Source organism: Vibrio mimicus CAIM 602 (assembly GCF_000338875.1).
GTDB classification, from domain to species: Bacteria; Pseudomonadota; Gammaproteobacteria; order Enterobacterales; family Vibrionaceae; genus Vibrio; species Vibrio mimicus.
This window is the reverse complement of sequence record NZ_AOMO01000066.1, coordinates 155,561-171,354: the sequence shown is the minus strand read 5'-3', so window position 1 is coordinate 171,354 and position 15,794 is coordinate 155,561. Positions and strand designations below refer to the sequence as shown.

At 45.9% G+C, this 15,794-nt stretch carries 8 protein-coding genes and 1 pseudogene; 6 read left to right on the top strand and 3 right to left on the bottom strand.

The window, feature by feature from the left end; all coding sequences use genetic code 11:
- Positions 1 to 30: 30 nt before the first annotated feature.
- From vexF to erpA, 3 genes and pseudogenes are all read right to left on the bottom strand, one after another.
- Positions 31 to 3,140, bottom strand: a pseudogene (gene vexF, locus D908_RS0119920) (multidrug efflux RND transporter permease subunit VexF).
- A 10-nt stretch (positions 3,141 to 3,150) separates the two neighbouring features.
- Positions 3,151 to 4,248 (bottom strand): efflux RND transporter periplasmic adaptor subunit, encoded by a 1,098-nt coding sequence (locus tag D908_RS02770; protein ID WP_005526903.1) that lies wholly within the window; start codon positions 4,246 to 4,248, stop codon positions 3,151 to 3,153.
- Positions 4,249 to 4,346: 98 nt separating this feature from the next.
- Positions 4,347 to 4,688, bottom strand: coding sequence for an iron-sulfur cluster insertion protein ErpA (gene erpA / locus D908_RS02775; protein WP_000005742.1), 342 nt, complete (start codon positions 4,686 to 4,688; stop codon positions 4,347 to 4,349).
- A gap of 283 nt (positions 4,689 to 4,971) precedes the next feature.
- Here erpA and hemL point away from each other — a divergent pair, with 283 nt between their 5' ends.
- The 6 genes from hemL to D908_RS02805 all read left to right on the top strand — a co-directional run bounded on the left by hemL (position 4,972) and on the right by D908_RS02805 (position 15,793).
- On the top strand, positions 4,972 to 6,270 hold the full coding sequence (hemL, locus tag D908_RS02780; protein ID WP_000167253.1) for a glutamate-1-semialdehyde 2,1-aminomutase: 1,299 nt from the start codon (positions 4,972 to 4,974) through the stop codon (positions 6,268 to 6,270).
- 237 nt (positions 6,271 to 6,507) lie between these two features.
- A complete protein-coding gene (locus D908_RS02785) occupies positions 6,508 to 7,593 on the top strand; it encodes an AI-2E family transporter (RefSeq protein ID WP_005526898.1) in 1,086 nt (361 codons plus the stop codon).
- A 73-nt stretch (positions 7,594 to 7,666) separates the two neighbouring features.
- Complete coding sequence (gene rsmC / locus D908_RS02790) at positions 7,667 to 8,689, top strand: 16S rRNA (guanine(1207)-N(2))-methyltransferase RsmC (RefSeq protein ID WP_005526896.1); 1,023 nt, start codon at positions 7,667 to 7,669, stop codon at positions 8,687 to 8,689.
- A 63-nt stretch (positions 8,690 to 8,752) separates the two neighbouring features.
- A complete protein-coding gene (gene chiS / locus D908_RS02795; protein WP_172462040.1) occupies positions 8,753 to 12,286 on the top strand; it encodes a two-component system sensor histidine kinase ChiS in 3,534 nt (1,177 codons plus the stop codon).
- 680 nt (positions 12,287 to 12,966) lie between these two features.
- Positions 12,967 to 14,637, top strand: coding sequence for an ABC transporter substrate-binding protein (locus D908_RS02800; protein WP_000880696.1), 1,671 nt, complete (start codon positions 12,967 to 12,969; stop codon positions 14,635 to 14,637).
- Positions 14,638 to 14,806: 169 nt separating this feature from the next.
- Complete coding sequence (locus D908_RS02805) at positions 14,807 to 15,793, top strand: ABC transporter permease (protein WP_000540341.1); 987 nt, start codon at positions 14,807 to 14,809, stop codon at positions 15,791 to 15,793.
- Position 15,794 lies beyond the last annotated feature (1 nt).

The window sequence follows — 15,794 nt, the reverse complement described above, 5'->3', positions numbered from 1 at the left end:
GTAGATATTGAGTTGGATTTCTCGAAAAAACTAATCGCTAACTTTTACCTCTTCACGCTTTAACGCTTTCTGACGCCCTAACATCAACAAACAAGGCGTCAACACAAGAGTGAGCACAGTAGCGAAGGCCAGCCCTCCCGCAACGGCAGTAGCAAGCTGTGACCACCATTGTGTACTCGGAGCACCAAACTCTATTTTCTGGTTGATGATGTCGATATTCATCTCAAGCACCATAGGCATCAAACCCAAAATAGTGGTGACGGTTGTCAGTAGTACTGGACGCAGACGTTGAACCCCAGTCCGTAATATCGCTTCTTCACGGCTCAAACCACGCTTTAGTAATTGGTTATAGGTATCAATCAACACGATGTTGTTATTGACCACAATGCCTGCCAACGCAATAACCCCAATCCCTGACATGATGATCCCAAACGGCTTTTGGAATATCAGTAGTCCAGCAAACACTCCCACAGTCGAGAAAATTACCGCAGTGAGAATTAAGAAAGCTTGGTAGAAGCTGTTAAATTGAGTGATCAATATGATCGCCATCGCTGCCAGCGCAACCATAAAGGCTTTTTCTAGAAACGCGGCTGAGTGCTCTTGCTCTTCATTTTGACCGCGAATTCGAAACTCCACACCACTAGGCAAATTTAACTCTCGCAACGCTTGTTCAATGGCAGGCAACTCCAGTGCTAAATTGTAACCTTCTTTAAGATCAGCCATCACACTGATCACTCTTCGCCCATCAACACGATGAATCGTATCTTGCTTCGGCTCTGGAGTGATTTGAGCAAAATTGGTGAGTGGTACTAAACCTTGCGCTGTTTTCACTCGCAACTGGTCAAAACGTCCGATATCCCGATACTCACTTGGATAACGCACTAAAATATCCACTTCTTCATCGCTATCATCGGGAAGATAATCGCCAATTTTGAGGCCATTCGTTACGAATTGAACGGTATTGCCGACCAAAGTGGCATCTGCCGCAAAGCGCGAAGCATCATCACGTCGAATATCGATTTTCCAATCAATACCCGGCTTGCTGCCTTTATCACTCAAATTGGTCAATGCTGGATTGGCCTCAGCCCACGCTCTGACCTGTTTCGTGGCTTTATCCAAGGCTCCTGGTAATCGAGCGGAAAGCTCAATCTCGAGATCGTGTTCAACCGGAGGTCCCGCATCAGGAACTTATATTCGATTTCGACACCAGGAAAAGTGTCAGTAACCTGTTTAAGTTCTTCAATGATGGTTTTTACCGTGCGACGATACTGCCAATCAACCGGAGTGATCTGCACTCACCCCGATCTCATCATCCCCACCCGTACGGGTATAAACGCTTTCAAATTCACTGTGCCCAAGCATCACTTGCTCAATATCCCGCATGATTCGATCTTTTTCATCTAGCGACAAGTCGCCATACGAGCGTACTTTGACGGAGAAAAACGGAGGATCAACTTCCGGGAAGAATTCAGCGCCTAAACCTGCTTTCGCGTAAGTAAAAGCTATCGCTGCCGACATCAATAATGCAGCACATAAAATCTTGATGGGATGGCGTATCGCAATCGCCAAGGTGAGGTAGTAGGCCTTAGTGATACCTGTCGCTTGCGAAAAATCCCCGTTATGCAGGGCAACCATTCGAGTTTGATTGGTTTGGGTTACTTTTTGTGGGCGACCAAACAAACTGCCTAAGACCGGGACAAACAACAATGCCATCACTAGAGAAGCAGTGAGGGTCGCCATCAAAGTCAGTGGCAGGTATTTCATAAACTCGCCAGTCACATCTGGCCAAAACAATAACGGAGCAAACGCGGCTAACGTAGTAGCGGTTGATGCGGTGATCGGCCATGCCATGCGTTTTGCGGCATCACGATAAGCTTCACTGCGATGCACACCTTCTTGCATTCGCCGATCAGCAAATTCAGTCACTACGATGGCACCATCCACCAACATGCCGACGGCCATGATCAGAGCAAACAGCACAACAATATTTACTGTCAGGCCAAATACAGCCAAAACCAATAAGCCAGTCAAAAATGAGCCGGGAATGGAAACTCCAACCAGCAGTGAAGTGCGTCCACCTAAGATAGCGATAATCACAATCACCACGAGGATAATTGCGGAAAGTATGTTGTTTTGCAGATCGTTGAGCATGAGTTTGACATCTTCTGACTCATCCCAAATCGTTTTTACCAGCAGGTTATTCGGCCAACCTTCACGAGCTTGTGCTTCCGTTAAAACCGCCTTAACCAGCTCTACGGTTTCAATAATGTTCTCACCTGAGCGCTTTTTAATATCGAGCACAATCGCAGGTTTGCCATCCAAGCGGGCGTAACTTTCTGGATCCCTGAAGGATTGACGAACAGTTGCCACATCACCAAACGTGATCACTTGCTTGCCATCAACCTTAATTGGCAGCTCCAACACATCTTTCAAGGAATCAAAAACCGAAGGCACTTTAACGGAAAAACGGCCATATCCCGTATCAACAAAACCTGCCGCAACCACTCGGTTATTGAGAGCAATCAGGTTATAGATGTCACTTTGATCAAGCCCGTAGCTTTCCATCAATAATGGATCCACCACAATTTCGACTATCTCGTCGCGATCACCCGCGATATCCACTTCTAGGATCTGACGATAACTCTCCAACTTGTCACGTAGCTGGCGTGCAATTTGAACCGTTGTTCGTTCCGGAACCGTACCGTAAAGCACGACAGATAAAACAGGCTGCTCAGCCGCTAATGTTACTTCGTTAACAATGGGCTCATCACTGTCTGTAGGCAATTTCGGTTTTGCGAGATCGACGGCATCACGCACATCCGCCATAGCTTTAGCCAAATCGACACCGACATTGAACTCCAAAACGACAGAGGCATGACCTTCAGAAGCCGTCGCCGTCATCTCTTTCACCCTTCGATAGAGCGCATTTCTTGCTCCAAAGGGCGAACAATCAACCGCTCAGCATCTCCGGGAGAAATACCTTGATGGCTAACAGAAACATAAATGATTGGAATCGTAACATCGGGACTCGATTCTTTCGGAATCGTCAGATAGGTAGCTACCCCAGCCACCAGAATAAACACCAATAAGGTCAACATGGTGCGCGTACGAGACAGCGCCGCATCAATCACAGTAAACATGGTGCGACTCCTAGTTTTTTGTCAGTTTGGTCGGTAGTACAGTATCACCATCGCGTACAAAACCTTGTCCACGAGTAATAATGTCTACTTGCTCGCCAAGCCCGGTTAACCAAACCCCATCTTGTTCTGCTTTAACCAGTTGAATGGGAACAAACCGTACTCGATCACCCTGCAAGGTTTTGACACCAAGATTGCCTACTTCATCAAGAGCTAGCATCGCAGGAGTAATTTTGATGGCCGCTTGAGTCATTAAACTAAGTTCTACCTCGGCACTAACGCCAGCAGGAATGGCTTGCTGCGGGTTATCCACTTCCACTTCAATCGCAAAAGTATTTGTGGCTGGAGAAGAAAGCCTTGAGATATAACGCACTTTGCCTTGTGTATCGCTTCCATCAATAAAACGAATTCGTGCCGATTGCCCCAGTTGGACGTGTTGGATATGTCGCTCACTCACATCCGCTTCGATCACCAATTTATGCAAATCGATGATGGAAGCCACAGGATCACCAATACCCACAAAATCGCCCTTCTCAATAGGCAATGTCTCGACTAACCCATCAAACGGGGCGCGCACTTGGGTATTGGCTAATAAGCGTTGAACTGTACTCAGCGACGATTGAGCATCGGTCAGTGCAGCGGCCGCATTGGTAAACGCCACTTCGCCTTGTAAGCCTTTATTTTTCAGCGCACTGGCAGCATTAAATTCTTGCTGACGAACCTTCAGTTGGGCTTTAGCTCGCTCTAATTGAGCATCCAGATCGCCTTTATCAATCAAAGCAATGATCTGATCTTTATTGACTGCTTGGCCTTTAACGATCTTGATATCGATAATTCGACCCGCAATTTCTGCACCAATTTTGGCTTGACGATCCGGTGCCGTTCGCCCGTACAGCTCAATAACTTTATCGGTTTGAGATGCAGTAAAAGTCTGATACCCCACTTTAGCCAGTGGTACCTGTATTTCTGCTGCGGTTTGAGTTTCTTGTGCATGGGGACGGCCTAAACCAAGCCATATCACCAACACAATAATAAAGAAGAGAGAAATCAACCAAGGTTGATGGAAAACATAATCGCGAACTTGACGTGCAGATGTTTTTACCGGAAACATAAACATTCCTTATTGTAATAACTACGCAACATCCTAATACGTAGTATTGGCCAATCGAGTTCCTCGACTGGCCTTATTCTTCCCGATGTATATCAGGATTAGACGCTAAATGATGCGCCGCAACCACAAGTCGTCGTTGCATTTGGGTTATTAACAAAGAATCTTGAACCTTCAAGACCTTCTGTATAGTCGACCACACCACCAATCAAGTATTGCAAACTCATCGGGTCAACAACCAGAACTACCCCACTATTTTCAATTTTGGTATCGCCTTCATTGACTGTTTCATCAAAGGTAAAACCGTATTGAAAACCGCTACAACCACCACCGGTAATGTAAACACGCAGCATTAAAGATGGATTTTCTTCTTCAGCGATCAACGCTTTAACGCGCTTTGCTGCTGCATCAGAAAAGGATAATGGAACATTAACTTCGCTCACGATGACCTCTCTCATTCGTGGAAAATGCAGCGACATTCATCAGAGTGATGCGCTACACATCTAATAGTGATAATGGCAGCGATTATCTAATACCTGAGTTGGCCGTTCAAGTATTAGCCTTAATACGAACGATTTTGCCGGATAAATTCGCTTTCTTTCTCGATATTTTTGGGTTGCGGGCAGGGAAAATCGATCAAAATGTAGCGAAAACATTTCACCCTATGGAGCATAGGCGTACAATGCGCCCCAAAATTGGTCCGATTCATCATAAGAGGAAACTAGCATGACCAAATCAGCCGAGTTGTATCAAAAGGCGCAAACCACCATTCCTGGTGGTGTGAACTCCCCTGTTCGTGCATTTAACGGGGTTGGTGGTTCACCGATTTTCATTGATCGTGCCGATGGTGCGCTGATTTTTGATGCCGATGGTAAAGCGTACATTGATTATGTAGGGTCATGGGGACCAATGATTCTTGGCCATAACCATGCGGTAATCCGTGAGGCTGTCATTCAAGCTGCACAACGTGGTCTAAGTTTCGGTGCACCTACTGAAATGGAAATCACCATGGCCGAATTGGTTTCTGAGCTAGTTCCGTCAATGGAACAACTGCGCATGGTGAACTCAGGTACTGAAGCGACCATGAGTGCAATCCGCCTAGCTCGTGGTTACACAGGCCGCGATAAAATCATCAAATTTGAAGGCTGTTACCATGGTCACGCTGACAGCTTGCTAGTTAAAGCTGGCTCTGGCGCTCTAACGCTTGGCCAACCAAGCTCACCTGGTGTACCAGCAGATTTTGCTAAACATACCTTAACTGCACGTTTTAACGATTTAGACTCAGTACGCGAGCTATTTGCCGCTAATAAAGGCGAAATCGCGTGTATTATCGTTGAACCTGTAGCGGGCAACATGAACTGTATCCCACCAGTAGAAGGCTTCCACGAAGGGCTGCGCGAAATCTGTGACCAAGAAGGCGCACTGCTGATTTTTGATGAAGTGATGACAGGTTTCCGTGTTGCTCTAGGCGGCGCTCAAGCACACTACAACATTAAGCCTGACTTAACTACGCTAGGTAAAGTGATTGGTGGCGGTATGCCAGTGGGTGCTTTCGGTGGCCGTCGTGAAATCATGCAATACATCGCACCTACGGGTCCTGTTTACCAAGCAGGTACTTTGTCTGGTAACCCAATTGCTATGGCGGCAGGTTATGCGTGCTTGAACTTGCTACGTCAAGAAGGCAACGAAAAACGCTTAGCAGCGAAAACCAAACAGTTGGCTGATGGTTTCAAATCACTCGCTGATCAACACGGCATCCCACTGCTTGTACACCAAGTGGGTGGCATGTTCGGCTTCTTCTTTACTGAGCAAGAGCGCGTTACCTGCTATGAAGATGTTGCACGTTGCGATGTTGAACGTTTCAAGCGTTTCTTCCATTTGATGCTACAGCACGGTGTTTACTTAGCACCATCCGCATTTGAAGCGAGCTTTACTTCTCTAGCCCACGGCTCAAAAGAGATTGAAGCCACGCTGGAAGCCGCTGACCGTAGCTTTGCAATTTTGGCAGCCGAAGCAAAAGCTTAGTTTTGACCAAACGCTTAATGATAGAGGCAGCACACGCTGCCTTTTTTATTGCCAGTAATAAATAGTCACTAGCACTAAAACTACAATCACTAACGAAAACCATGGGATCGGCTTACGTTTAGCTTTCTTGTCGCAGCATTCATTTTTATCACAGCAACCCATATCGACCTCCGCATTGCTAAGCGACTGAATTGGCGTCATTATAACTCTACAATTTCCTTCAGGTGGACAACTCCCGTGTCAGAAAAAATCAAATTAGCCTCCAGTCATCGCGTGTTAGTCGTGGCCTTGCTGGCTTCTGCACTCGCTTGTTATTGGTTAGTCGAGCCTTATATCAACTCGATTGTGATGGCTTTCATCATTTCTTTATTGATGTTCCCGATCCACGAGTGGTTTGAAAAAAAACTCCCTTCACACGATAACTTCGCCGCCTTTTTATCCTGTGTAGTGCTCACCGTCATCATAGTAATCCCGTTACTATTTATCTTCGGCGCTATTGTTCAGCAAGGTTCGAAGTTCTCTCAAAACCTATATGCTTGGGTGACACACGGTGGAATTCAAGAGTTGTTTAGCCACCCTTGGATCGTAAAAGGGCTCAGTTTAGCTAACCACTATCTGCCATTTGAAGAAATTAGCCCACAACAGATCGCGCAGCGCATCGGCCAGTTTGCTACCACTTTCGGCAGTAATTTAGTCAGTATTAGCGCAAAAATTCTCGGCGATGCGACCAGTTTTGTGATGAATTTTTTCCTGATGCTGTTTGTGCTGTTCTTCTTACTGCGTGATCACGACAAGATCATCAGTGCTATCCGCCATATTTTGCCCCTATCGCGCAGCCAAGAAGACCGTTTGCTCAGTGAAATTGAAAACGTCTCTAAATCAGCGGTCATGGGTTCGTTCTTAACTGCGATAGCTCAAGGCTTAGCGGGTGGGATTGGTATGTGGTTAGCCGGATTCCCTGGGCTATTTTGGGGAACCATGATGGGATTTGCTTCATTCATCCCAGTTGTTGGTACTGCTTTGATTTGGATTCCAGCAACGCTCTATCTGTTTTTAACTGGCGAAACCACATGGGCCATCTTCCTCGCCATCTGGAGCATTGCGGTGGTGGGGTCGATTGATAACCTGCTGCGCCCATTTTTGATGCAAGGCAGTGCAGGCATGAACACGCTGATGATTTTCTTCTCACTACTTGGTGGTATTCAGTTGTTTGGCTTGATTGGCTTAATTTACGGCCCGCTGATTTTTGCTATCACAATGGTGCTCTTTAATATCTACGAAGAAGAGTTTCGTGGATTTTTAGACCAACAAGATAAAAGCTGAAGATCAGTAAAAGGCTTCATTCAAGGGGCAGAGTGTGCGAAAATCTGCCCCCTTTTCTTGAGTAGAGCGCGCCATGCAACACTATACCGCCCCGACTGAAATCGCCCTTCGCCAACTCGACTATTTTGCTGATAAGCATGTTTTGGTTGCGGGCGAAGCAGAAGATCGTTTTCCGGTCGAACTCCGTCAACATTGCGCCTCTGTTTCCGTGTTTACCACTCACTACGGCTACTATTCTCAGCTCAAACAATATTCTGAGATTAACTGTTACTTCGGCGAACAACTCGCTGATGAAATCAACGCTGATTTGATCCTGCTCTACTGGCCAAAAGCCAAACAAGAAGCGGAATACCTGCTCGCCATGCTGCTTGCAAAGCTCGGTACAGGGACAGAAATTGTTGTCGTTGGCGAAAATCGCTCTGGCGTAAAAAGCATTGAAAAGATGTTCGCACCTTATGGGCCAATCCACAAATATGACTCAGCGCGCCGCTGCTCATTCTATTGGGGACAATGTGTTAACTCGCCTGCGGCTTTTGATATTGAGCAATGGTTTAAGTCCTATTCAGTAAGCTATCAAGGCCATGATCTCACCATTCGTAGTTTACCCGGCGTCTTTAGCCACGGTGAATTTGACCTAGGTAGTCGGCTGCTACTTGATACTTTGCCTACGCTCAGTGGCAAAGTCATCGATATCGGCTGTGGTGCAGGTGTACTTGGCTGTGTCATGGCGAAACTCAATCCTAATATTGAATTAGAGATGACTGACATCAGCGCACTGGCGATCCGTTCTAGCCAAGAAACCTTACTCGCTAACCAGTTGCGTGGCACGGTTTACCCATCGGATATGTTTTCAGACACCAAGCACAAGTACGACTATATTGTTACCAATCCACCATTCCACTCAGGATTGGATACCAGCTACAGCGCCACAGAACGCTTATTGGAAGAATCCGTTAATCACCTCACCCAAATTGGCTCCATCTGGGTGGTAGCGAATAGCTTTTTGAAATATCCGCCCATCATTGAGCAAGCGTTTGGCCACTGCGATATTGCAGCGAAAACCAGTAAATTCGCTATCTATCACGCAAAAAAATAACTCATTACATTTTGCCGCTTTTAACGTAAATCATCGCTGAAAGCGGCATTCTCCTCGCGTTTTTTGCGTCTATGCCCACGCTTTAGCTTGGACTTACTTGTCAAAGTAAAAAAACTCGTTAATTTCGTTACTTTAGGTTTTTCTTGTCAATCACCCACTCATGCTTGGCGATCGCCACAGAGTTTCACCAAAAGTAATGCCTTAATTATGTTTAGGTTCTATCGAAAACAAAAATTCAAGCGCCTGCAAAATACGCTAATGGCGGCATTTCTGGCACTCAGTATTATTCCATTAACCATCACAGCGCTGTTTTTCCTCCATTCACACAGTAAAGATTTGGAAGAGCAAAGCACCTCTTACCTTGTCTCAGTGCGTGATACCAAACAGCAGCAAGTGATCGATTATATGATGGCCAAAGAGTCGGAAGTGATGGGTTTTGTCCGTTCCGAACTCGCTTATGCCAGTGGTGGTCGCTTTTATGGCTTAGTAAACGCCTTCCAGCGCTTAGATGTCAGCATTGAAGCGGCACGCGAGCATGCCCAACAGCGCTATATACCGGGCTCAGGTGATCAAATAAAAACCTCAGTACTGCCGCAATCAAGTAGCTATGTGGGCAGTGAACGCTATCGGCTCCTGCACAAACGTTATCATTGGGCTTATTTAGAACTGCTGAAACGTTCGGACTTTGACGACATATTGCTGGTAGACATTGAAGGCAACGTTGTTTACTCCATCTATAAATATGACAACTTCGGAACCAACTTATTAACGGGAAAATATAAAGATTCCAGTCTGGGGAGTACCTTTAAACGCCTCGAGCAAACCGTTAATGAACAGCGCAAGACTAACGAAGATTTCACACCTGTGGTTATCTCTGACTTTGTGCAAGAAGATGGAAAACAATACGCTTGGCTCGGTGCACCCATCATTCAACAAGGGTATTTGCACAGTTACGCTATGTTCCGCCTGCCAAGTAATGCGATCACTAAGCTGATCGCGGATGGCAGTAGCAATCCATCGATGCAAACCATTTTGGTTGGCCAAGATCATCGTTCAAGAACCTTAACTTCCGCTGAAGTTGCAGTTGAAAAAAGCAAAGAAGTGGTCGATTTAGCCTTATCTGGAAAACGTTCTGTCGGCACTTACACCAATACCGATGATGAAGAGATCATTGCTGCGTACGCCCCAATTAATCTGAAAAGTATTCATTGGGCGTTAGTAGTAGAATTACCAGAAAAAGAGGCCTTTGCTCGCGTACGTCAGTTAGAAAAGCTCTTTGTTTTCGCGATGCTTACGGCGATTGTCTTAGTGGTCATTGCTTCCCATTACCTATCCAACTTCATTACTTCCCCACTGTTGAAACTAACTTGGGCAGCAGAACGAGTCTCGGCAGGCGATCTTGATGAAGCTATGATCAATACCGAGCGTAAAGATGAAATTGGCCGATTAGCGGTCAGTTTTGAACGTATGCAGCGCTCCATACGCGAAAAAATATCGCTGATCAAATCGCAAAACAAAGAGCTAGAAAACAATCTCCTGATCATTCGTAAACAAAACGATGAATTGCAGCTCGCGAACAAACTCAAAGATGAATTCCTCGCGACAACATCGCACGAGTTACGCACTCCCCTGCATGGTATGATCGGGATTGCTGAAGCGTTAGTCTCTGGTGCCAATGGCCCATTGACCGCCGCTCATAAGTATCAGCTCGACATCATCATCAGTAGTGGACAACGCTTAGCCACCTTGGTTGATGACCTGCTGGACTACCACAAAATGCGCTATGGTGCGTTGGATATCCAAAAAGGTGCCGTCGATTTATCGAGTGCAACCCGTTTAGTGCTTGAGCTTTCAAATCATTTGCTTGGCAAGAAAACGCTGCGCATCATTAATCAAGTCTCAGAGCAACCTGTCTGGGTATCGGCCGATCCACAACGCTTAGAACAAGTTCTGTATAACCTGATCGGTAACGCGATCAAGTACACCTCCGAAGGTAAGATTGTTATCTCAGCAACCTATATTGACGATAAAGTCAGGGTACAAGTCGTGGATACAGGACAAGGTATTCCTGCTGAGCAGCTTGAACAGATCTTTGAACCTTTAATCCAAGCAGGGCGCGATGCCAGCCGCTATCGTCAAGGTGCGGGACTCGGGCTCTCCATTAGTCGTCAGTTAATTGAGCTAATGAACGGCACTCTTTATGTGAGTAGCCAGCCTATGGTTGGTACGACATTCAGCTTTACTCTGCCGCTGGCCACACAAGAGGAAATTGACCAAGCTCGTTTGACTGAGTTACCTCATTTCCAAGCACCGGAAATTTTAGATACCGAGCTGCCAGAGCAAAGTACACTGCCTGAAAATGAGCATGGCCCACTTCTGCTTGTCGCCGATGATGAGCCAGTAAACCTCAGAGTCTTGGACAGTTTTTTACGTCTCGAAGGTTATCGCGTTCATACTGCTCAAGATGGCCATGAAGTGCTTGAAGCCATTCAGCGTGAGAAACCGGAGCTCTTGTTACTGGACATAATGATGCCGGGCATGAGTGGCTATCAAGTCTGTGAAAAACTAAGACAGACTTACGATCATGCAGAACTCCCTATCATCATGTTGACCGCTCTTAACCAATCTGATGACCGAGTACGTGGATTTGAAGCTGGGGCGAATGACTATTTGTCCAAGCCTTTTAATAAGCAGGAATTGGCTGCGCGTATCGTTGCCCACCTCACTGCCAGCAAAGCTGAACTACGGCGCATTGAAAATGCTCAGCTCCAAAAAGAGCTGAAGCATCGTGCCATGGTAGAGGCCAGCTTACTCGAAACGCAAGGACGCTTGTTAGAGCAATTAGAATCGGCACCAGAAGCGATTCTATGCGTCAAAGAAGGCAACAAAGTACGCTTTGCTAACGAAGCAGCCGCCCGTTTATTTAGACGCACACCAGAACAGCTCAAACGCTCGAATGCTGAAGAGTTGATTGCACCTAAATACCTGAATATTGAGCAAGAACATTACTGTGGCAACATCGACGTTTACGTGGATGATGTACGACAGCATCTGTCGGCAGATGTACTGCGTTTACCGGAAGGCTCTGGATTACAGGCCATGTACATTTTCAATGTGGGTGGCAGCATTAACGCAGCGCGCATTTTCAATCTTGAAACCGCTGTAGAGGCGCTCTCTAGTTACGCTTTCGAGGGTGACAAAGATAAACTGCAGAAGCTCAAAGAACTCGGTGGCGAGTTTACTCGCATAGCTGATAAAGCATCAGGAGAATATCAATCCAAACAAGATTTGATGCGTGCTGTATTGGTGGAAGCCATGACCAGCGCCCTCAATTATTGGGAAAATGTTTCAGGGCAAAGCAAGTTCACGTTTGCAGAACAAAGTGGCCTGTGGCGCGTTTATTTAGACCGTAGCACCTTACAAACTCGCACCTTAGACAAGTATTTACGGATTGAGACACTGCCTAAAACACCGCGCTGGAGAACGGTTCTAAACTCGCTTGATTACATTCTTGAGCACTGTAAAGAGCCAGGACCAGATCGTACTCATATCGAAATGCAACGCGATAAACTGCAAAAGCTACTGACCAGTGAGTGAATCTACTCTGAATAGCTAAACCCACCATCAGGTGGGTTTTTTATTGGCTTAAAAACCCATTTATATCTCTTTCTGCTCTTCGATTTATCTCAGTCTTATCTCATCACTCAAACTTGATTTACGTAATTAAAAAAGCGCAAATTCTATACCTGCGTTAACCCATAAAAAGAGGCAGAAAGCGGTCATAAAATGCTAAATCGCCTCTAACCGTTGAGCATTTGTTTCAGATTGCGAAGGGGGTCACAACAATTCGCCAGATTTAATTTAATCGATTAAATTAACGTAAAATCAGGCTAGTGAGCGAGATCTCGTTAATATAAAAACCCTATAAAAACGTTACCAATAAAGGATTTTAAAGTTAGTAAACACTAACAAACAGCGATCGAATAGCGGACTTTTGCGAGTTACATCACTTCGCCTTTTTTGTACAAAAATCACACATTAAAAGCCATTTTGACGTTAATGACGTGAGGGTTAAGCGTTTTGACGTTTTTAACGGGAATTGGAATTGATAAATTTCTTGGCAAGGTGTTTTCTTACTCCTGCCAAAGGCCTACAGGCCACTCATTTATCCCCTCCCTCCGACGGGTGAAAAACTATGAGGTAGGCCTTGGAGAGTGTTTATCAATTGATGACATTCCATCCATTAGTGAAATGAAAGCAACTAGTAAGGAACAGCTATGCTTGCCAATATTAAAAAGACAGCACTAGCCGCAGCAGTAATCGCAGCAGCAACAAGTGTTTCAGCTCCAGCGTTTGCACGTAGTGAGCTCACAATCGTGCCAGACTTCTACCCTACAATGGTACGTAACTTTAACCCGTACCTAGCAACTAACCTGCGTACAACCACTGACTTTATCTACGAACCTCTGGTTGTATTCAATGAAATGAAAGGTAACACGCCTGTATTCCGTCTGGCTGAAAGCTACAAAATGGCTGACGACCTGATGAGCGTAACTTTCGATATCCGCAAAGGCGTTAAGTGGTCTGATGGTGAAGCATTTACAGCTGACGACGTGGTTTACTCTTTCGATCTGCTGAAAGCGAAACCTGAACTTGACCAACGTGGTATCAACAAGTGGGTAACTAGCGTTGAGAAAGTAGACGAGTACAAAGTTCGTTTCCGTTTATCTGAAGCAAACTCTAACGTACCTTATGAAATTTCTCTGATTCCAATCGTTGCTGAGCACGTATGGAAAGAAGTAAAAGATCCAACAACTTTCACTAACGAAAACCCAGTAGGTACTGGTCCTTTTACAGTGATCGATACTTTCACCCCACAACTGTACATCCAGTGTCGTAACCCGAACTACTGGGATGCAGCAAACCTAGAAGTTGACTGTCTGCGTGTTCCACAAATCGCAAACAACGACCAACTATTGGGCAAAATCGTTAACTCTGAACTCGACTGGACTTCTTCATTCGTTCCAGATATCGACCGCACTTACGCAGCAGCGAACCCTAACCACCACTACTGGTACCCAGCAGCTGGTACTCAAGCGTTCGTAGTAAACTTCAAGAACCCAGATGCAGCGAAAAAAGAAGCATTGGATAACGTTGAATTCCGTCGTGCATTCTCTATGGCTCTAGATCGTCAAACCATCATTGACATCGCATTCTACGGTAGCGGTACAGTGAACGACTTCGCATCAGGTCTAGGCTACGCATTCGAAGCATGGTCTGATGAAGCGACACACAAAAAGTACAAAGGCTTCAACACGTATGACGTTGAAGGTTCTAAGAAACTATTGGCTAAAGCTGGCTTCAAAGATGTTAACGGTGACGGTTTCGTAGAAACTCCATCAGGAAAAACATTTGAACTGCTGATCCAATCACCAAACGGCTGGACTGACTTCAACAATACAGTTCAACTTGCAGTTGAGCAGCTACAAGAAGTAGGTATCAAAGCTCGTGCACGTACTCCAGAGTTCGCGGTTTATAACCAAGCTATGCTGGAAGGTACTTACGATGTTGCGTACACCAACTACTTCCACGGTGCTGACCCATACACTTACTGGAACAGTGGCTACAACTCAGCACTGCAATCTGGTGACGGTATGCCACGCTTCGCGATGCACTTCTTCAAGGATCAAAAGCTAGATGGCCTGCTGGACAGCTTCTACAAAACAGCAGACAAAAACGAGCAGCTAGCGATCGCTCACGGTATTCAGAAGATCATTGCTGAAAACCAAGTGACTATCCCTGTTATGTCTGGTGCATGGATGTATCAGTACAACACCACTCGCTTTACTGGCTGGTGGAATGAAGAAAATCCACAGGGCCGTCCAAGCGTTTGGGCTGGTATCCCAGAGCGTCTACTACACGTACTGGATCTGAAACCAGTTAAGTAATACACGTTCATTTCTTGCGGCGCACGCTGTGCGCCGCCTATCTAAATCCCCTCATGTTGTTAAGCAAACATATGGCGCTCGTCGTCAGGGGATTTCTCGCTCTCAAATTCGCTAGGGGCGAGACCTGAAACCAGAGACAGGACAAAACTGGGTGAGTAAGGTGTAAGTTATGGGTTACTTTTTAAGACGTTTGTCGTTCTATTTTGCCGCGTTGCTGGTCGCAGCAACATTAAACTTTATTATTCCGCGTGCCATGCCTGGTGATCCAGTCACCATGATGTTTGCTAACGCAACAGCACAAGTTACTCCAGAGCGTATCGAAGCAATGAAACAGCTTCTCGGCTTTGTGGATGGACCTTGGTATGTTCAGTATGTGACATACATAAAAAGCATCCTGACTTGGGAACTCGGCACTTCAATCAAATTTTATCCTTTAAGTGTGAATGAACTGCTTGGCGGCGCTTTCGGTTGGTCGCTGTTCCTTGCGGGTACAGCGGTTATTATCTCGTTCTCTATCGGTTCTGTGCTCGGTATTTTTGCAGCATGGAAACGTGGCAGCCGTTACGACACCTTTATCACACCGGGTATGCTAGTGATTCAAGCGGTACCTCAAGTGGTTATCGCTATGCTAGCCATGTTCACCTTTGCTATCGGTCTACGTTGGTTCCCTACCGGCTATGCTTACACCGCGGGCACAATCCCAGATTGGACAAGTTGGGAATTTATTCGCGACGTTGGTTACCACGCAGTGCTCCCACTGTTCTGTGCTTCGATTGTTCAAATCGGTGGTTTCTTGGTCAACATGCGTAACAACATGATTAACCTGCTCGCTGAAGACTACATCACCATGGCGAAAGGCAAAGGCTTGAGTGAAAACCGTGTGGTCTTTAACTACGCTGCACGTAACGCCTTACTTCCTAGTGTAACGGCACTTTCTATGTCACTGGGTATGGCTATTGGCGGTCAGTTGATTATTGAAATCATCTTCAACTACCCAGGTTTAGGCACTGTGTTATTTAACGCTATCACAGCGCGTGACTACCAAGTTCTGCAAGGCCAGCTCCTAATCATGACTCTGTTCATGCTGTTCTTTAACCTGCTGGCGGACATGTTATACGTTGTTCTAGACCCTCGCTTACGCAAGGGAGGTAAATAAT